The sequence below is a fragment of the Bradyrhizobium sp. T-1 genome (genome assembly GCF_053592855.1).
Genome location: NZ_JBSGOX010000002.1, coordinates 85259 through 104491 on the forward strand (window position 1 = coordinate 85259; position 19233 = coordinate 104491).

Consider the following 19233-nt stretch of genomic DNA (forward strand, 5'->3'; position numbering starts at 1 on the left):
CATAAGAGTCCTTACTAGCGGCGGCGGCTTGTTCCAACGGGGAGCGCAGAGGAAGCTCTGGTGCGGCATAAGCCACGCTCGTTCAACATGGATGGCAATGTAGGGTTAAGCGGTCCTCTGGTTTGCTGCGGCCACAGACAGGTGCAGCAGGACAATCGGCGACGACAGGATCTTCGAGTGCGGACGGCAAGTGAGCTTGTTCGCTTACGATCCGTACATGGTCGGTCGCTGGCGGGGGTTAATCGTGAATCAGGTCTGCCGTCAATTTGAACTGTCACTGCCAGCGCGGCCCAGACGTGCTTTCGTTCATCGGCAGGAGGGATGCTGACCAAGGGACGTTGTCGGTCACCGAGGCGCCGCGTTCGTTCTCGATCCGATCGATGGTACTACCGAAGCACCGAAGCGCGCGAACCCGCCACCTCAACACCATCGCCGAGCGCGCTATGCGAACTTCATTCGTATCAGGTGTCATCCTCTGAGGTCGGGGATCCAGGATGCCCACTCGCACCCTGCTAAGCTCATAGGCCGTTGGTCCTGCGACTGCTGCACCCGAAAAGCAGCCGTACTCTTTTCGGACTCGGATATGCGTCAAGCCATTCCGAACACATCCGCTTACTACAGCGCGTGGATTGTGCTGATCCCGGCCAAAACAGTTGGCGTTTCCCTTGGCAAGCGAGGCCACGTGCGTATTGCGTTGCACTGTCAGATTGCGGCCATGCCGCAACTCTAAGTGATCACGTTGGTGTACTCGTGCCGCCTTACAAAAACTAATCGCTCGCGCCAACTGCGACACAAGTCAAATCCTGGCGGCTGGATGAGGGCGACGCTCAGGGAGGCTGCATTCGTCGCCGGAGCCGCTCTACCGAGTATTACTCAAATTGCGTTGTGCGCCCTCTAGAACAGGCTATTATAGCGCGACAATCTGGTTGGGAAGCACTGTCACTGATTGTCGCGCCGCACGGTTATCGAGCTTTGGTCCACAGTATGCCGTCGCCCCATACGTGCTCGACGCGTCCCCACTCGCAGGCTGCTGCGACATGCGGGAAGAACCCACGTCCATGGTGGTTTGCACTCGTATTGCAAAGCAGCGGAATGCCTGTGAGCTTTTCGTATTCGACGAGAAGCTCGGCGACTTTGTGCTGAGAGGTCCTGCAAATCGTCTGCAATCGCGCCGATCCATCGAGATGTACAACAGCGGGGATTTTGTCCCGCCATTCTGGTCGTGTCTGGTGATCGAAAAGCATGTAAGGGTCCGGTGTTCCGGGACTAAATATATCCGGCGCACGATCCTCTAGGCATATCGGAGCCACTGGCCGGAAGTGTTCGCGAAGTTTGATGTCGTTGAGATAATCCTTCATTCGCGGCGAGGTCGCGGGGGCGAGAATGCTTCTGCTACCCAACGCCCGAGGCCCAAGCTCGGCGCGGCCGGTAAGAAAAATCACGGGCTTGTTGCCGGCAAGAATGGTCGCAAGTTCATGCAGACTACACGGCGCGGCCTTCCATTCGGGGGGTACATCTCGACGTTGCAAGGCTGGACCACTATATACCGACCATTCCAACGGCGAGAAGCCTTTTTCCACCACCATTGCGCAGCAAGCGGCACCGATTGCCGAGCCACTGTCATTCGGAAACGGGGGCACCCAGACGGCATCGAACAGGCCTGTCGCACGTAGTGCGCTGTTCCATTTGATATTGAGACCGCAGCCACCTGCTACGCACAGATTGCGCGCCCCAAGATATGAATGCCGCTGCAAAGCAAGCGCCATTTTGCGGACGAGGAGACGCTCGAGGAAGCAATGAAACGATGCCAGCACATCTTCGGGGGCCCTGGCCTTTAGGTGGCGCGCGCTGGCGTCGAAGAAGTCATGCACAGCCGCAAGCGCGGACTCCATGCTCTCAATGTCTGTACGGAAACTGGCAAGTTTCGTGTCGGCCGCAAAGCGCTCCTGGTAGAGTTCCTCAAAGACCGTGACAATGTTTTCAATGACAGACCCGAGCGCGATATACGCCATCAGCTTGCCGGCTACACCCAGGTTAAGCTTGCCGGCACCGCCCGGGTCCACCTTGCCGGGGCCACCCAGGTCCCAGTTAGCGCGGTTCGCCTGCTTATACGGTCCAAAATGAAGTCCCGCGGCGGCATAGACATGCCCAATCACCGGGAACAGGCATTCGATGAACTGAGCGCCTCGATGTTCTACGTGATAAAGACGTGGAAAGGTGCCGCCGTCCCACACGAGGCAGAAGGCGGGCTGTCCAGCTTTGGCAAAGGGGCTGGTGCAGTATGCGGAGGCTACATGGCCTGTGACGTGCGGATAGCTTCTATAAGGGAAATCGCTGCCATCGAGCCTAAGACCAGAGCCATCGCACGAGGTGAGAAGGCCGTCGGCATGGCGTTCAACATAGGGCGCCCCTTTGAGAGTGATCGGTGTCGTCCCGCTGAGAACCTGGAACTGCGACTCCGCCACCCCCGCCCAGCCATCGATGACGAACTGATCAACTTCTTGCGGATCCAGACCGTGTTCGGTCAAAGCGACGACGATTGCATCGAGGTTGTCGATTGTTTGATACCGCGGATTGTTGCTCCGTTTCTCCTGCTCGATACAAAAGATAAGCCGTCCGTCCTCAACAAGAGCAATCCCGCCGTCATGTGTCAGCTTGATACCGCAGATGCGCATAGTGCCTCCTTGTCTGATGCCGGCAATTCGATTGACAAAGACCGAATCGAACTTAGAAAGATGCGAATAGGAAATCGTCGTGGATCGATTCTGGCACCGCTCGCGCTCGACGTCGGTCTAAGGTTGCATTCCACATACCCACGACCGTCTCGGCACTAGCAGCGTGACCCCAGCGCGGCGATCCGATTACTAGATGCCGCACGTAGCGCAGTGCACGATCTAGACCAATGCAAATCGCAGGAATCCCTCGCGGTTTCTCGGCCGACTCTCGCGTTCGCAAACTGCTTGGCGGGTTCCTGACATCAGACGAGTGTGTTTTCGGACAGAAGCATGCGCTACGCCAATTGGGAGGTGCTATCCGACCTACCGCCGCGAACTGGACTCGGCGGTCGGTTTGGCTTCTCCGGTCAACAGCGGAAGTACCGCAACACGCAGATCATTGATGCATCGATCATCGAGAGCTACCGCGTGCAGGCCAAGCGGACGAAGGAATTTGGCCGACTCGGCGCGATGTTGACGTCGACGGGCGGCTCGAGGTGCGCAGCCTCTCCAAATTTATTGTCGTCGTCGGCGCACCTGTCGAGGCCTTGCGTGACGTGTCGCTCATGGCCAGCGAATTCGTTGTACAGCCTGGCCTTGAAGTCCGTAAAGAGCCAGGGCCTCAATCTAACGTTGTTGTCGAGAAAGCTTGGCGATCGTCGATCAAGTAGCTAGACGGCCCGCAGCTTGTAACTCCAACACAAAGACTTCGAGCCGCCGTATCGCGCGGCAGCGAGGCACGGGAATTGCCAAGCCGCTCCAGCCAGCAAATCACCTCTATCGCCATTTTTCCACCATTGTGAACCCATTCATATTTCTGAGATCAACATTTTAGTGGTCTCACGTGCGCGAGCGAAGACCGCCGACTAGATAGGCATGTTGGTCGCGGGAAAGTTCGGTTGACTCTTTAGTACTTTTCAAATCCCACCATTTTCATGGTCCAGCGGCTGACACCCCCCTTGTCGTCGCGATGAATGAACATCTTCCTGATTGTAGTCTCGAGGTTTCTACGCTCGATCGCGGGCAGGAACGGAATGTCGAGCCGACGTGTCTGAGCGAATTTCTCAACTACGGTCTCAGTTGAATTGCAGGAAGGCAATCGTGCGGCAATCCCGTGCGTGGTATGTAGATCCTCGATAAAGTAGAAACCGCCAGGCTCGACGATGGGAAACAGCTTCGCTAGAGCAAGCTGCTGGTGATAAGCTGCGTGCGAAGCGTCATCAATGATGATCCTTACGGGCGGGAGCGAGTTCGCTAGGCGTTCCAGGGCTACCGTATCGCCCATGTCAAGGCGCTCGAAACGGAACCGGTCCATCTTAAAGGCGCTGAAATCGGCAACGTCGCATCCGATGATCTCGGCTTTGGGAAAGAACTCCAGCCACATCTTAATAGACGGAATGTCGTCAACCTTGCGACCGACCACTACATCGGGATCGAGAGAGCCGTTTCCGTGTTGTAATCCAATCTCGACCATCGTGAAAGGTTGCTGGCGGAATTCTTCGAACAGAAAAGAGTAGAAGCTGGTGTAGCCGTGGGCGTCGCCTACCTCATTCCCCTTGTCGGTTCCGAGGGCATTAGCTCGCTTGGTCAAATTCGGTGCGCTCATTGCAGCATTTCCTATTCTCGGATGGAGCATTACACGGCGGGTCAGCTTCTGAGTTCAAGAAGCATACCAAAACCGTCAGTCTGAGTTTCCTTCTTATTCTCATCTGGCACGTGTCTCAGGTAGAACGGGTGTGTCGTGACTCCGACAGTGCGCCGCATGCTCCTTCTCGGTTCTTTAACGCGTCCCCCACGTGCAAATGCGGCGGCTGATGGTGACTCCGCCCACCGCCCCGACAGCGGCAGTGTGGTAGCCTCTCCCGGCATCTGCACCCCTCGCTACGGCTCCAACAGCGCGATGGGATCTCGGGGGATCACGAGTCACGTACTGGCGTTTGCGCTGAGTGACCGACGGGCGCTGGAAGGTCACAAGTTATTCCAAGAAACCGGTAGCCGCTTTGAGATGTATTACTGCAACCGCACAGATCCGCGCGAACGAGTAAGGTCGACGGTCGCAAATGCCGCATCGTCTTAGTCGCCTTACGACTGAGCTTCGACTGGCTCGCCTCAATCGACTAGATCCAACTGGGCACCCTCTTGTCTGAAGCATATACGGCGCGGCGGTCTGTATTTCTCCTTCCTAGCAGTCCCGATATTCTCAGCCGGGACAATCGTACCCAGAATATCTAAGTACCGATGCAATTCGACCATTGCGACCAGAAGCAAACCGGCGGCCAGCTTTAGCTCAGAGCGACGCGGTTGCGCCGCCGATTGAACTCGTGGCTCTCGCCGGGAGCGAAGATGACAGGGTGATCGAGACGATCAACGATGATCCGGCTAGGCCATCGTAGCTTCCAATGCCTCAGCACCACAAGCAGCCCGACGGCTCTCGTGCGGCGCTCGCAAATCTGCTCGCTTTGTATTGTGTTCCTAAGAGCAGAATTCTGCAAAGGGGTTCTATTTCCCCTGGTAATTTGGGGGCCGCTTCTCGAAGAAAGCGTCCATCCCTTCCTGCTGATCAGAAGTGGTGAAAGCAACCCGGATCGCTTGCCGTTCAAATTCCACACCGGCATCGAGGTTCGTTTGATAGGCGGCCAGAACGGCAGCCTTCGCAAGCTCCGTCGATCGAGGCGGCTTCTGTGCGATTATTTCCGCAATCTCGAGCGCGCGTGCCCGCGCCTGGCCCGTTTCTGTAACCTCGGAGACCATTCCTGCCTGCATTGCGGCACGGGCCGAAATTGATTGGCCAGTGAGGATCATCAGCATGGCAAGCGATTTGCCCGCCACGCGTGTCAACCGCTGGGTTCCGCCGTCACCCGGCAAAACGCCGATGTTGATTTCAGGTTGACCGAAGAGCGCGCCTTCGCCTGCGATAATGATATCGGCCAGCATTGCAAGTTCGTGACCGCCCCCAAGACAAACGCCCTCTACGGCAGCTATGATCGGCTTGAGACAGTTGGTGAGGTCGCGCCAATCATTGCGTCGGGCGAGATTGTTAATGGCCTCGAAGCCGCGTTGTTGCATCTCCTTGATATCCGCGCCCGCGCAAAAGAACGTGTCGGTGCCGCAAAGCACGATGCAGCGGACGTCCTCATCCAAAATTGCGTCTCGGCAGGCCGATGCAAGTGCCGCGATAAGCTCATTGCTCAGGGCATTTCGCTTCGCCGGCCTGTTCATGCTCAGCAGGCGGACGTGCGGGAGAGGGGAAGTGGATAGCACGAGTTCGGATTTTTGGATCACGAGAGAATTCTTCCTGGAGAATGGGAGAAGAACCAGAACTTCTTCTCGACTTGGATCGGGATGCACCTTGCGTAAGCTGGCTTGCAGCGAGCTTCGGAGAGATCATTGCGTTGCACACAATTCGCTGCCATTCATCCGGGCAAGCTGCCGAGGACCCGAGGTTGATATGGTTGCTATCGTGCGAGCAAGGCCAGGAAAAACAGACACCACATTGTGGTTTGGGCGGGCTATCCGAAAGCCTTTCTGCTTCGAGCCTCCTGAATCGCCTGCTCCGAGAAGCCAAAGGAAGTCAGGACCTCCTCGGTAGCGGCACCGATCGGCGCGGGGTGAATCCGGACGGCTGGAGGTGTGCGTGAGAGCCGGACTGGCAGTCCGGCGAGCGAAACGACTCCTCGCCCGGGTACCTCAACCTGCCACATGATGCCGTTTTGGCTTGCCTGAGGGTGGCTGATCGCTTCTGGAATTTCATTCACAGGTGAGCAGAGCAGATCCACGGAAGCCAGACGATCGAGTACCTCCGAAGTGTTCAAGGTCATCAAAGCCGGCGCACAATATTCCTGAATGGCGGTCAGATTTTCGATCTGCTTTTCGCGTGTAGCGAGTTCAGGCCGCGTGCTTATGTCCGGTAGATCGAGCGCCTGGCAAAGCAGGCCAAGCGGGTTGTCGCGAAAGAGCATTACAACGGCTACCCAACCGTCCGCGGTCCTGACGAGCATCGCCTGACGCGTCCAGTCGGTTTTCACACCATAGATGCTCTCGCTGGCGATTTCGCACAGCTGCATAGCGAGCGAAACATCGAACAGCGACGTCGACACCAGTTGTCCCCGGCCCGAGGTCTGGCGTTCGATGACGGCGGCAAGAATGCCCTGGACGAGCGACATCGCCGCGCCATAGTCGACAATAGGAGAGTTCGTCAGCTGCGGAGGCTGGTGCTCCTGCAGTCCTCCCCGTGCCAACCCGCTAAATGCCTGCGCCAGCATGTCCTGGCCCGGACGATCTGCAAGCGGACCTGTTTCCCCGAAACCAAACCCCGCAGCATAGATGAGACGGGGATTGCGTGTGCTAAGATCCTTATAGCCGAGGCCCAGCCGCTCCATCACGCCGGGGCGGAAGTTGTGCATCAACACGTCAGCGCGGTCGACCAGGGTCAGCAAGATCTCAAAGGCGGCCGGGTTCTTCAAATCCAAGGCGAGTGTCCGCTTGTTTCTGCCCATCGCAGCGTAATACGCGCTCATCCCGCCGACGCGGGTGGCCTCAAAATCAAGCCCGCGCGTGATGTCACCTTGGGGACGTTCGATCTTGATGACGTCCGCGCCAAAATCCCCCAACACCTGTCCTGCAAGCGGCACCTGCATCACCATGCCGACTTCCAGAACGATCAAGCCGTCAAGGGCGCCACGCGCTACGGAGGCAGTTGCTTTATCGCTCACGACAGGCCTTTCCCTCAGATTGGAACGCTCGATACTATGCCGCGCGATCGTCGCCGTCAAGATTACTATATCCCATTATAAAATTGATATATTGCAATGCGCTGCGAAACCGGCTTTGAATGCGATTGCCGAATCGAGGCGCCGAACAGGCGTTTGGGCCAGCACCTGCCGGAAAGGGGATCACTCCCTGCCGCCGAAAAGCAGGTGCCGACGCAGTTGGACGTCCTGAGACGTTCTGCAAGGCTTGGTGACGGGGGGCCTGATGACGAAGAACTACATCGCCGGTGAATGGATTGCGGCAGCCAAGGCAGTCGCGAACATCAACCCGTCTGATACTCGCGACATCGTAGGCGAGTACGCCCAAGCCTCTGTAGAAGAGGCGAAGCGTGCGATCGATGCGGCCCATGGCGCCTTTCCGGCTTGGGCGCGTTCGACGATCCAGAGCCGCCACGACGTTCTGAAAGCCGTGGGTGACGAGATATTGGCCCGCAAGGACGAACTCGGACGCCTGCTCTCACGTGAGGAAGGAAAGACCTTGCCGGAGGGGATCGGCGAGGTCGCTCGCGCCGGCCAGATCTTCCATTTCTTCGCGGGTGAGTGCCTGAGGCTGAGCGGCGAGAAGCTGCTCTCCGTGCGAGCCGGCATAGACGTTGAGATGTCCCGCGAGCCGCTCGGCGATCACGCCATGGAATTTTCCTATGGCCATTCCGGCCTGGAAGATCGCCCCGGCACTGGCCTATGGCAACTCCGTCGTGTTCAAGCCTGCAGAACTGGTCCCCGCCTCGGCAAACGCCCTTTGCGACATCATTGCGCGCGCCGGCGTTCCCCCCGGCGTCTTCAACCTCGTCATGGGGAGCGGCTCGGTCGTGGGCGAAACAATGCTCGCCAGTACGAAGGTGGCCGCGATCTCCTTCACCGGCTCGTTGTCGACCGGCCGGCGCATTGCCCAAACCTGCATTTCTGCCGATCCCATGAAGAAGATGCAGTTGGAGATGGGGGGCAAGAATCCAATGGTGGTGCTCGACGACGCCGACCTAAAGGTGGCCGTCGAATGCGCGATCAACAGCGCCTTCTTTTCGACCGGCCAGCGCTGCACGGCCTCATCTCGCCTCATCGTGACAGATGGCATTTACGACGCCTTCCTGGCAGCTATCACGGAAAGGATGGATGCGCTGGTCGTGGATGACGCCTGCAAGCCAGGAACGCAGATTGGGCCGGTGGTTGATCAGAAGCAGCTGGAGCAAGACTTGATGTACATCCGCCTCGGCCAGGACGAGGGGGCCAAGCTCGTCGCTGGGGGCGAGCTATTGAAACGCGATGCGCCCGGTTTCTACTTGTCGCCCGCGCTGTTTGCAGAAGTCGACAATCGGATGCGGGTCGCGCGCGAAGAAATTTTCGGCCCGTGGCAGCACTGATCCGGGCGCGAAATTATGACGAGGCCCTTGAGATCGCCAACGACACCCCATTCGGACTATCTTCCGGAATCTGCACCACAAGTCTGAACTATGCCAGCCATTTCAAGCGCAACGCGGAGGCTGGCATGGTGATGGTCAACCTGCCGACGGCGGGCGTCGACTATCACGTGCCCTTCGGCGGCCGCAAAGGTTCGTCCTATGGATCACGTGAGCAAGGGCGCTACGCTGCAGAGTTCTATGCGACTGTGAAGACAGCCTATGCGTTTGATGGAGGTCCACCATGAGCGTGATGGCGGCCGCCTGAAAGCGCCCGAGTTGAACAGTTCTGCACGTTCAGATGATTGACATGCTGGCTTCGTTGCCGACTTCGAGCGAAGCTGCGACCTGGCGGAGCGCCCATTCGAGATCTTCGATGTTTTCGGGAACGCCGATCGATATCCTCAGCCCCGAGATCAAGGAGGGATCAACCACGAGCGCCGAGGGCGGCGTTGTGATGACGCCCCGTTGCAATGAACGGGCTGCCACCTGTTGAGCAATGTCGCTTGGCAGGTCCATCCAGATGTGAAAGCTGGCCGGATGATCTGCACGTATATGCGGCCGGAGGATTTGGGAGGCAAGCTTCACGCGCTTCTTCGCCTCCTGGACCAGAGACTGCTTCACGCGCGCGGCTGTTCCCGTGCGGATCCATTCGGATACGATGAAGGTTGAAATCGGCGAGGCCATCCAGCAGGTCGCGCGCATAGATTGATGAATCTGCGAAAGATAAGGCTCGGGCGCGACGAGCATTCCGATGCGCAGACCCGGCGCCAGGCACTTCGACAGCGTATTGACATAGAAGGTCCGCTCCGGCGCCAATGAGGCGAGCGGCTCGCTGGTCTCGTCCAGGAAGCCGTATGCGTCATCTTCGATGATCAGGATGTCCCGCTTACGCGCGATCCGCACGATCTCTCGCCGGCGTGCCGCGCTCATGATTCTCGCGGTTGGGCTCTGGATGGTGGGAATAGCAAAAAGCACCCGCGCTGCCCCGCTTGCCGCCGCTTTGTCGAAAGCGCCCGGCAGCAATCCTTCGCCATCCATCGGCAGCCCGATAAGGTCGAGCTTTGCGAAATGAGCATAGGACTTCATGCCGTGATAAGTGCCGGCCTCGACGAAGACTTTGTCACCAGGCTGGCAGATCGAGCTGAAGGTCAGCGCTATCCCGTGCTGTGCTCCATTCGTAATAACGAGGTTGTCCGGATTGGCTTCGAAGCCCGATTGACGAAATAGGCCGGCGAGCTGGGCCCGGTGTTCGGCAACACCAGAGTGGGAGAGGTATCCCACGTAGTCGGAGATGTCAGCCGTTGGAAACGTAGATGGGCTCTCAGCTAGCACCTTGGGCAGTAACGCCGGCCCTGGGATGTTGAGGCTGAGATCGACAACCTTGCCACCGGACGCAGGGGTCGGCCTCTGTGACGCGACAAACGTCCCGCGGCCGACGTGCCCCAGAAGCAGGCCGCGCCGTTGACCTTCTGCATAGGCCTTGATGACCGTTCCGACGCTGAGGCCGATCTCCTCTGCCAAATCACGCTGGGTAGGCAGCCTTGTTCCTGCCGCAAGAGTTCCTGCCGCGATGTCGTGTTCGATGGCCTCGACGAGCCGGACGAACAGGGGAGCGGTGCCAGCCCGCAGGTGAGGGTGCCATTTCTGCATTTTGATTGCTTATCTCAGAATACCGCGCTTTCGCTATCCCAATTTTTGGTCCACCAGATCAAGCTCATAGCGGCCGCACCCTCACGATCTCTGTTTGCTTTTCCTCGATGAGCGAGTTGCGCAATGGCCGCCCGAAAGCCGGAGATTCGATCTCGAAAGCGTCACCGCCGCGCAGCTTGACGCCGGCCGAAAAGCTTAAGGCGCTCGCGCCGAAGAAATAGACGTGGACGTCGCCGGGCCGACGAAACGCGCGGTATTTGAAGTGATGGTGCTCAAGATTCTCAATGGAATGAGACATGTTGTTCTCGCCCGAGATAAAGCTTCCGGACCAGATCGCTTCGCCAGCTCGCAAGACGCGGACCGTTCCGGATACCTCGTCCGGAAGATCGCCCACGAGGAGTTCGGGACCATAGGAGCACTGGCGCAGCTTTGAATGAGCAAGGTAGAGGTAGTTTCGCTGCTCCATCACATGATCGGAGTATTCGTTGCCGAGGCAGAAGCCGACACGCAGTACGTCGCCTCCCTCGCCAATGACGTAAAGCCCTACAATTTCGGCCTCCTCGCCCCCGTCTTCAGCATAGGACGGCAACGTGAGGGGTTGCTCAGGTGCGACTGCCCAGGAGCCATCACCCTTATAGGCCCACTCTGGCTGGACCCCGATGGATCCCGGCGGAGGCTTTCCACCGTCCAGGCCAAGCTTGAACATCCGCATTGAATCGGAAAGTTCGCCTGCGGCCAATTTCGCGTGCATGGCGTCGCGCGACTCGGCGCTACCGAGGTGCGTAAGTCCAGTCACCGCGATCATGCAACGCGAAGGATCAGCGTGGTCGAGAGGCGGCAACAGCCGCTTCTCGCGGATGATCGCATCGTAATCGACCTTCTCTCCGAAGCCGCACCTTTGGACGCATTCGGCAAGCGATAGCCGGGAGCGGGCTGCCTCCAAGGCTAATTCGCGTACACTTGTCCGATTGTTCACGAGCACAGGGACCCCGTCGCCCGCCTGGAGCGCAGCGACATGACGAGAACCGTTCAGAGATACAAATTGGATGAGGCGCACGAGATCCATTCCAGGTGAGAGCCAGCCGCGCTGATTGCGGCAAAGCCAGACTGACATTCAAATTGAGATAGGTCAATGTGCTTGGCTAATCGGGGGTGCCAATATTTCATGAGCGATTTCAGTCGTATAGATGTATCAATCCTTCAGCTAGAATGATGGCTACCAGATTGATATATCCTAATTGTATTTGAGATAGTCTATTGCTTGACATTGGCCCGTCATTGTGATGGTCTCGCTCGATATTGGGCTAGTGCACAGAGATGCCGGCCGTCATGGGAGACGAAGCGGTGGAGGCGATTTACTGGTTTCATGGGAGGAGCGGCTGGGCTGGCGATATTGCAGTCCATGCCAAGCTTCTCGCCAGCCCGCGCCCTTTACAACCATCCCTCTCGCGCTCGCGCGAGCCCCTTTGTCTTTCCGCGCAAGTCCTTGTGATCCAAGCGGCGGCCCCGAGACGATCTCATCATTCACCTTTTCCAGGTCAGTTCGGCTTACGTAAGCAGATACTCGATCAGCTCGCATCGTTTGCGCGGAAAAGTAGGAAACGTTCGCCTCGCCAAGCCGAGCGGACGTCTCAGCGCGGAGGAGTTTGTCCGCCTGCCTTGAATCGAAAAACTTAAGCGTCCCGCAGAAGGGCGCATTGCTACAGGAGGGACCATGGAGTTGGGACATAAGCCCGCCCGCGGGCTGTTACACAGACGATTGGAATGAAGGAAGCCCGATCAGCTGCCTTCGATCGCGCCAGCGTCCATTTACGGGCGTGCCGCCAGAAATCTCAGCGCCTTGAGCAGGCCAACAAGCGACAGGCCGGCGCGCATTCGCGCTTGCCGCGCAAGGCTTAAGCAGTCTTACCCAATGAGCGGAAGCAGACCCATGCAAACAATGGCCCAACCTTCTATCGATTTCATTCAGCCCGAGAAGCAAGTTGCAACGAGATCAATGACTATTGGTCTGGGCGGAGGCGTCGCGCTGGAGTGGTATGACTGGCAAGTCTACGGCTTCATGGCGGCTTTTCTATCTCCCCACTTCTTCCCTTCAAATGACCCGGTCGTTTCGCTGCTGGGAGCATTTGCCGTATTTGGAGCCGGATTCATTGCGCGGCCTCTGGGAGCGGCTTTGCTTGGTCCTATCGCAGATCGCATCAGCCATAAACGCGTCATGATGATCGCTGTTACGGTCATGGCGCTATCTTCGTTCCTGATTGCGATCTTGCCGGCTCATAAGGACATCGGGACCCTTGCCACTGCAGCGCTGGTCATTCTTCGACTGATGCAAGGGCTTGCCACTGGCGCAGAGGCGGGCGTCGCCAATGCAATCGCCATCGAGTTGGCACCACCAGGTGAGGAGGGGCGGTATCTCGGCTTGATCAACGGTACATTCATCATGTTGGGTTCGATCGGAGCAAGCCTCGTCGCTTTTCTGGTGAGCGCGGCCGTCGCCCCCGAGGTCATGCGCGAGTGGGCTTGGCGAGTGCCGTTTGCGGTCGGAGGCCTGCTTGGCGTCCTCATCTTCTTCCTGCGCCAAGCAATCCCGGAAACATTGATCGCCCGCGCTATGCATCATGACGAGATGTCGCGCGTTCAGAAAACCACCGGCGGCGTTTGGAAGGCGCTCTGGAATGTGCGACTGTCGCTTCTGGCCGTGATTTTGGTGATCGGCTCGGTGCAGCTCGCCAACTACACGTACAACGTGGGCCTGCCCAACATCGCCAATGGTGTTTTCAAGGAAAACAGCACGTGGGTGTACGGCATCCTGACCCTCATGGGATTTTGCTGGATGGTCTTTTCACCTGCCATCGGTGCGTTTGCAGACAAGATAAAGCCCTCGCGCGCGTTCATCTTGATGCGCCTTCTGCTCATCCCAGCATTCTTCCTGACGCTGCTCTATTCACACCAAAGCCTTCTGACCTACGCCATGGTGATGCTGGTTGGCGGGGCCATGGTGGGCTGCAATATGGCTCTCTACAACTTCATAGCCACAACCTTGATGCCGCGCACAGTGAGAACGACAGGCGTCGCCCTTGGTTACGCAATCGGTGTGACAATTTTCGGCGGTACCACGCCCTACCTGCTGGTATGGTTGCAACGCGAGGACATGGCATGGATGTTCCCAATCTACGGGTCGCTCGTCGCTTTGCTCAGCGTGGTCGTATATCAGATCGCTAAAAAGCGCGGCTGCATCTATGTAGGCGAGTGATAACAGTCTTGTTAGGGCACTCCAGAGAGGTCCGGCCGATCGGCGGCTCCCCTCTGGAAAGGCAATGGTCTCAGTGGAACAGCGGCTGAACAAGAAACCCTTGATCTCTCCAGCCGTCAAATGCGCCCCTAGGTCCGTTCCAAGCCGCTTTAAGGATTTCGGCCGGGGTAACGCGAGAGTGACACAGAGAGCGCTCGCCGCTGGCCTTCGCCAGCAGCGAGTGCCATTTTAGATTTCTTCAGGCCGCAACCTGCCGGTTAGCAAATGAAGCGCCTCGAACAAGTAGTAGCTACCAAAGATCAATTCGGCATTACTGACGTAGTCCTCGGCTCTCGAATCCCCGCGCTTGTTGAAGCATCCTTCCACCAGCATGCCGGCTGGACGGCTATCGTTCTTATGAACCGGAGTGAGATATCGTTCGACCAGCGCCAAAGCGGTGCGTTCTCCGGCGCTACGGTATTGCCGCCGCTTACTGTCAGTCGGCGCAATCGAGCTCAATTTTAGAAGAGCCGATGCCATAAAAGCGGTCGCCGCAGTGTCCCGCTCGACGTTGGGCGCTTTAGGAGCGTCAAAATCCCAGTACGACACGCAATCATCTGGCACATGGGCGAGCCACCAGTCGGCCCCGTTCATGGCGGCTTGACGCCATCGCTCCTCTCCGCCGCCGGAAAAGTAGCTGATCGTCGAGCACACCACGCCCCACGCCTGTGCTCTTGCCCAAACGCTGTTCTCGCTGAAGCCCTTGTGTGTGTAGCGTCGGAGAACCTTGCCGGTCTCGGGATCGAGGGAGGAGGACTGGATGAAGGATCCGTCCTCACGCTGATGGACGGTCAGAACTTTATCCGTATGATTGGCAGCCACTTCGCGCATCGCGCGGTCGTCTAGAGTTCGAGCGGCCCAAAACAGCAGCAATGAGACGACCAAACTGTCGACGCTGCTTGCAGTGGCTCCCACGTCAGCGCCCTCCTCGGCATTCGCGCCAAGGGGCACAAGACCAAGGTGATGGTTGTAGCGTTGCTTCAGATCTCGTGCCGCCGCAAGGCCGAGCGTCCGCGCGCGGTGACTTCCGGTGAGCAGCGAACCCAGTCCGGCCCCGTAATAGAAGGTCGCAGCCTTGAACGCGGTATCGGCCGAGACGCGCGGTTCAAGACGCTCGCAACCTCGTTCTGCAAGATCTCTGAAGCGCTCGCCGCCGTTACTCCGCGAGGCAAGCCAAAGCATCCCCAGCCAATAGCCGCCGGTCCAGTCTCCGTTTGAAGTTGTCGTCCAGGTGCCGCTCTCCGGATCTGCCCAATGTGGATAGGCGTCGCCAACTTGTTGAGCTGTATTCTCGATCCGCCGCATCATACGTGCGATCGCTTCTTCCCAGTCTATGCTCATCAAAGCTCCTCGTGAAAATGCAGGATGGTTCCACCTGAAAGCGGGTTCTCACCATTGCTTCACTTGAGAGCTTCTCATGATTATTGCATTATATCAATCTGAAATTGGGATAGTGTATTTGCTCAACGAGGTAGGTCTTGCTACATTCAATCGGGCTCCCAGCGTGATGCCGCCAGGTCCCGAAAAGCAGCGCATGATGTTCAGCGCGGTATCAAAGTAGTCTGCGTTTGCTTGCAGGGATATTGGCGCACAGTGGAGCGCTGGCGCGCCGGCCCGAAGTTGATCTATCGATCGAGCCTTCTCAACGGTCGTCCTGGCTCGACAAACGCCGCATCCAGCCTCTGACGAGGGATTGCCGCTACGCCCAATGGGCGAGCATTCGGTAGCCCGCGTGGCGCATGTCCTTTTGCCAGGTGACTTGCTTGCCGGGTGACCTGCGCCGCGGCAGTAGTCACTAAAGAAGCTGCTTCAAGTTCAGCGCCGGATTAGCGAGCGCCTCTGCCTCGACCTTCAGTTCCCGCCTAATGATCGTCTCTGCAACTCGGATTTCCTTCGCAACGGCGCCGAGGCTTCCAAACCCACAAGCAGCCACGAGGCGCCCGCCGTCGACAAGGGAGAATAGAAGTTGGCCCCTCGGGCCTAGGCTTCTGACGACCGGGATTTCTCCGCCGCAGCAGAGGCCGACCATTTGCAAAGTCTCATCGTATTGGTCCGACCAGAACCAGGGGAGATCGTCATACGGACGATCCTCGCCCACCATATTCGCCGCCGCAATCACCCCTTGCCGCTGCGCGTTGCGCCAAGCTTCCAGCCTGATCCGCTTTCCGTAAAGGCGATGTGGAAAGGAACAGCAGTCCCCCGCTGCGAATACGCGCGGATCCGATGTGGCCAGCATTTCGTCAAGCGCGATGCCGTTGTCGACAGCGAGCCCCGCCGCTTGCGCCAGTTCGACGTTGGGGGTTGCACCGACCCCCACGATCACGAGATCGGCAAGATGTCTTTGGCCCCCGGCCAGTACCACGCAGGAGCGTCCTTCACAAAGCTCGATACGTTCAACGACTGCCGTTGTCTCGATCCGTACCCCAGAACGCTCGTGCTTGGCCCTGATCAGTTCAGCTATGCCAACTGGCACTGCCCGGGAAAGTATGCGCGATCCTGCTTCGAAGACGATGACCGAAGCGCCTCGCAAGATCGAGCTCGCAGCAACCTCGAGCCCGATAAAGCCGCCGCCGATCACAGCCATCTCGCAGCCTTGGCCGATTAACTCGCGAAGGCGTGTGGCATCCTCATACGACCTAAGCGTTGCGACCCTTGATCCCTCAGCAATTGGCACGTTCAGGTCACGCGGACGAGCGCCAGTGGCCAAGAGGAGGCGATGATAGCCTATCTTGGCCCCATTCGAGAGAATCACCATGCTGGCCGTGCGATCAATCGAGACCACCTCACAGCCGTGGCGATAATCGATCTTCAATTCGGAAAGCCGCTCTGACGTCACAATCGTCTTCGGCCCAGGCCTCGTCTCATCGACCAGAACTGCTTTGGAGAGAGGAGGGCGCTCATACGGGAGACTGCTTTCGTTGCCGATCAACACCACGCTCTCTTCCCAGCCGCGCTCGCGCAGCGCCAGGGCGGCTGCCGTGCCAGCTTCGCCGGCGCCAACAATGGCAATCGTCGAATGAGTACTCAAATGGCCACCCCTCTTGCAGGCAGAGCCTGCTCCTCACTGGCCACGCTATCGAAGAGGTCACGGACTAGGGACCTAAGAAGAAGAGCTTCCTCCCAACGATCCGTCGTGTCCTTGCCTTGCCGATCGGTGATCGCATAGGGCTGCGGGCCAAGTTCGCAGGTAAAACTAAGGCAGGCACCCGTGCCTGCGCGCTTTCGCCAGCTTCGGAACCCGTATTTCCACCACCCCAGGAACAGATCCAGCCATATCCTGTGCTGAGGAAACGTGATCTCAACCTGAATTTGCTCGCGAGATGCAACCCGTCCATGAAACGCCCAAGCGCGATCGAGCACCTGCCGCACCAGCGCTTCATCCTCGTCCGAGATGGGATACCAGAACTCCCGACCCAGCAGGATGTGCGACAAATCGGCAAGGATCCGCATCCCGGGCACCTCGTCCATCAGATCGAGAGTAAAGAGGAGATCCGTGGTCATCCTGTTGCGATGCGTTTCGAAGTAGATCGGCATGCCTGCCTCTTCCGCCACCCTGATCCAGCCATCCAGCAGCGGGATACAATCGCTGACCCTGCGCGGACGGATGTCTGGCTGGACGTTGAGATGCAGAACGTTGATCTGCTTGGCGAGGTCGATGGCAGACTTCAAGTGATCGATCGTCTGCGGGAAGCACATGCCCTCGACTGCAAGCCCGGAACCGTTCAAAGCGCGTGCGATCAGGTTGACGCGTCCTGGATCATTGCAGGACGTAGAGATCCCGTCGAACCCCGCTTGCTGTATCATCGCCAGGTTTTCATCGAGAGAACGTTCGAAACCGTCAGGCTGCCGCCGCTCCATGGCCCAGAGGGACTGCAAGACAAGTAAACGCTGTGAGGTCATCCGCAGCTCTCACCCGCTCAGACCTTGACCATAACAATGCCATTCTCGATTTTTACCTCGTAACTCTGCAAGTCGACGCATGCGGGCAGCGCACGCGACTCGCCCGTTCGATAGTCGAAGGTGCCGAAGTGTTTCGGGCATTCGATAATTCCGCCATCGACAATGCCATCCGCAAGATGGACCTTCTCGTGTGAGCAGTGGCCGTCCATCGCGAAGTAATCGCCCTCGGGCGAGCGAACAATCACAAACGTGCGGCCGCCGTGATCGAGGCGGCGAACCTCTTCAGGCCTCAAAGCGTCCGCAGCGCAGGCCGCCACCCATTCAGCTTGTTTAGTCATATCTAGTCCTCAATCTTCAACTGGCGGCGATCAATCGGCTGTGGCTCAGTCGCGCAGCGTGCGCCAGTACCGTTGCGGCGCAAGGGCTGCCTCAACGTGACAGGCCTTCGGAGCCTCCCCGCTTCGGCGCTAACCGCCGCGCACCCACTTCTTGGCCTTTATGCGCTTATACATTCTCTCGTCGGCCTCTGGAGAGCCGTCGTGAGCCGTGCCGAACCACTCGTCGAGCGGGATGCGGCGTTCACCGTAGTTCACCTCGAAATACTTGTGGTGCAGGTAATGGTAGAAGTTGTCGGTGCTGATCGCCTTCGCATCATCCACGACCACGCGGTCGAAACCGGTATGTGACTTTGCGGGGGACAGTCCCGCGTGCATCAGCTGAAACATTGCGTGCAGCGGATGGGACGGAAGAACGAAATGAATCAATACCCCTGAGAAGTAAGCGATGTGTTCCAGTGTCGACGCCGAGAGGCCGGACCACGGCCCCGGATTGACGTTCTTGTGGTGGACCTTGTGGATGAGATGGTACAGCGGCCCAATATGGATGAGGCGGTGAATGAGGTAAAAGTGCAGTTCGCGCCACGCCGGCATCACCAGCACGAGTGCAGCACAATATAGCGGATGCGCTGCGAAATCGACGTAAGGCAAGCGGTCGTTCGCGTACATCCACCAGGTGAGCGCCTCATATGCACTCCATACAGGCACGGCGCTGCACATGGTCCAGAATATGTTCTCGGCCGTCTGACTTCCGAACATGAAGGTCGGGTTGTGCGCATCCGGCCACTTTGCATTGTATTTAAACGCCGTCTGCTGACGCCGCTCGATATAAAGAATGAAATGGAAGGTGCCGTAGAGGAGGAGAGTCAAAGCGGTGTTACGAAGCAGAATGAGCAGTATCCAGTCGGCGTGGAGTTCTCGCATCGTATCGAGCGATGGAGTGAGATAAGTCCACGATACAAGAGAGATCAGGAAATAGACCGTATTCCAGGGCAGGAGATAGCCCGGTAACCAGCGCAGTATTTTCAGCGGTTGCACCGGCCAGACAAAAATCGGCGCACGTTCGGGCTTCTTCTTTGGTACCCAATTGCCCCGCTTATCGCGCGTGCCGTACAATGCTTCGTCCATATTGCACTCCATTGCCGCTTCAAGGCAGACAGCTCGTGTGTTAGATCC

At 58.1% G+C, this 19233-nt stretch carries 12 protein-coding genes and 1 pseudogene; 2 read left to right on the forward strand and 11 right to left on the reverse strand.

Going from position 1 to position 19233, the window contains the following annotated elements; all coding sequences use genetic code 11:
* Nucleotides 1–962 precede the first annotated feature (962 nt).
* The 4 genes from nodU to ACWAT4_RS39800 all read right to left on the reverse strand — a co-directional run bounded on the left by nodU (nt 963) and on the right by ACWAT4_RS39800 (nt 7486).
* Nucleotides 963–2675: a nodulation protein NodU gene (gene nodU / locus ACWAT4_RS39785; protein WP_128955098.1), complete on the reverse strand. Its 1713-nt coding sequence runs from the start codon at nt 2673–2675 to the stop codon at nt 963–965.
* A gap of 946 nt (nt 2676–3621) precedes the next feature.
* Nucleotides 3622–4320, reverse strand: a complete 699-nt coding sequence (locus tag ACWAT4_RS39790) for a hypothetical protein (RefSeq protein WP_128929758.1) — start codon at nt 4318–4320, stop codon at nt 3622–3624.
* An 893-nt stretch (nt 4321–5213) separates the two neighbouring features.
* A complete protein-coding gene (locus tag ACWAT4_RS39795; protein WP_232995601.1) occupies nt 5214–5996 on the reverse strand; it encodes an enoyl-CoA hydratase-related protein in 783 nt (260 codons plus the stop codon).
* 227 nt (nt 5997–6223) lie between these two features.
* Nucleotides 6224–7486 carry a CaiB/BaiF CoA transferase family protein gene (locus tag ACWAT4_RS39800; RefSeq protein ID WP_128929757.1) on the reverse strand — a complete coding sequence of 421 codons (1263 nt, stop codon included), beginning with the start codon at nt 7484–7486 and terminating at the stop codon, nt 6224–6226.
* A 202-nt stretch (nt 7487–7688) separates the two neighbouring features.
* Here ACWAT4_RS39800 and ACWAT4_RS39805 point away from each other — a divergent pair.
* Nucleotides 7689–9125: pseudogene (locus ACWAT4_RS39805) on the forward strand (aldehyde dehydrogenase family protein).
* Between the two features lie 49 nt (nt 9126–9174).
* Here the strand turns inward: ACWAT4_RS39805 and ACWAT4_RS39810 are convergent.
* The gene (locus tag ACWAT4_RS39810) at nt 9175–10530 is read right to left on the reverse strand and encodes an aminotransferase-like domain-containing protein (RefSeq protein ID WP_128929756.1); all 1356 of its coding nucleotides are present in this window, start codon (nt 10528–10530) and stop codon (nt 9175–9177) included.
* 64 nt (nt 10531–10594) lie between these two features.
* Nucleotides 10595–11587 carry an AraD1 family protein gene (araD1, locus tag ACWAT4_RS39815; protein WP_128930170.1) on the reverse strand — a complete coding sequence of 331 codons (993 nt, stop codon included), beginning with the start codon at nt 11585–11587 and terminating at the stop codon, nt 10595–10597.
* Between the two features lie 873 nt (nt 11588–12460).
* Between araD1 and ACWAT4_RS39820 the strand changes: the two genes are divergently transcribed.
* Nucleotides 12461–13783 (forward strand): MFS transporter, encoded by a 1323-nt coding sequence (locus ACWAT4_RS39820; RefSeq protein ID WP_164934143.1) that lies wholly within the window; start codon nt 12461–12463, stop codon nt 13781–13783.
* A 228-nt stretch (nt 13784–14011) separates the two neighbouring features.
* Here ACWAT4_RS39820 and ACWAT4_RS39825 read toward each other — a convergent pair whose 3' ends face one another.
* From ACWAT4_RS39825 to ACWAT4_RS39845, 5 genes are all read right to left on the reverse strand, one after another.
* Nucleotides 14012–15163, reverse strand: a complete 1152-nt coding sequence (locus ACWAT4_RS39825) for a glycoside hydrolase family 88 protein (protein ID WP_128929754.1) — start codon at nt 15161–15163, stop codon at nt 14012–14014.
* Nucleotides 15164–15617: 454 nt separating this feature from the next.
* Nucleotides 15618–16850, reverse strand: a complete 1233-nt coding sequence (locus ACWAT4_RS39830; protein WP_128929753.1) for an NAD(P)/FAD-dependent oxidoreductase — start codon at nt 16848–16850, stop codon at nt 15618–15620.
* Entirely contained in the window at nt 16847–17722 is an 876-nt protein-coding gene (locus ACWAT4_RS39835) for a sugar phosphate isomerase/epimerase family protein (protein WP_128955097.1), read from the reverse strand. The genes ACWAT4_RS39830 and ACWAT4_RS39835 overlap by 4 nt, the downstream gene beginning before the upstream one ends.
* Nucleotides 17723–17739: 17 nt before the next feature.
* The gene (locus tag ACWAT4_RS39840) at nt 17740–18060 is read right to left on the reverse strand and encodes a Rieske 2Fe-2S domain-containing protein (protein WP_128929751.1); all 321 of its coding nucleotides are present in this window, start codon (nt 18058–18060) and stop codon (nt 17740–17742) included.
* A 129-nt stretch (nt 18061–18189) separates the two neighbouring features.
* Entirely contained in the window at nt 18190–19185 is a 996-nt protein-coding gene (locus ACWAT4_RS39845) for a sterol desaturase family protein (protein WP_128929750.1), read from the reverse strand.
* Nucleotides 19186–19233: the final 48 nt, after the last annotated feature.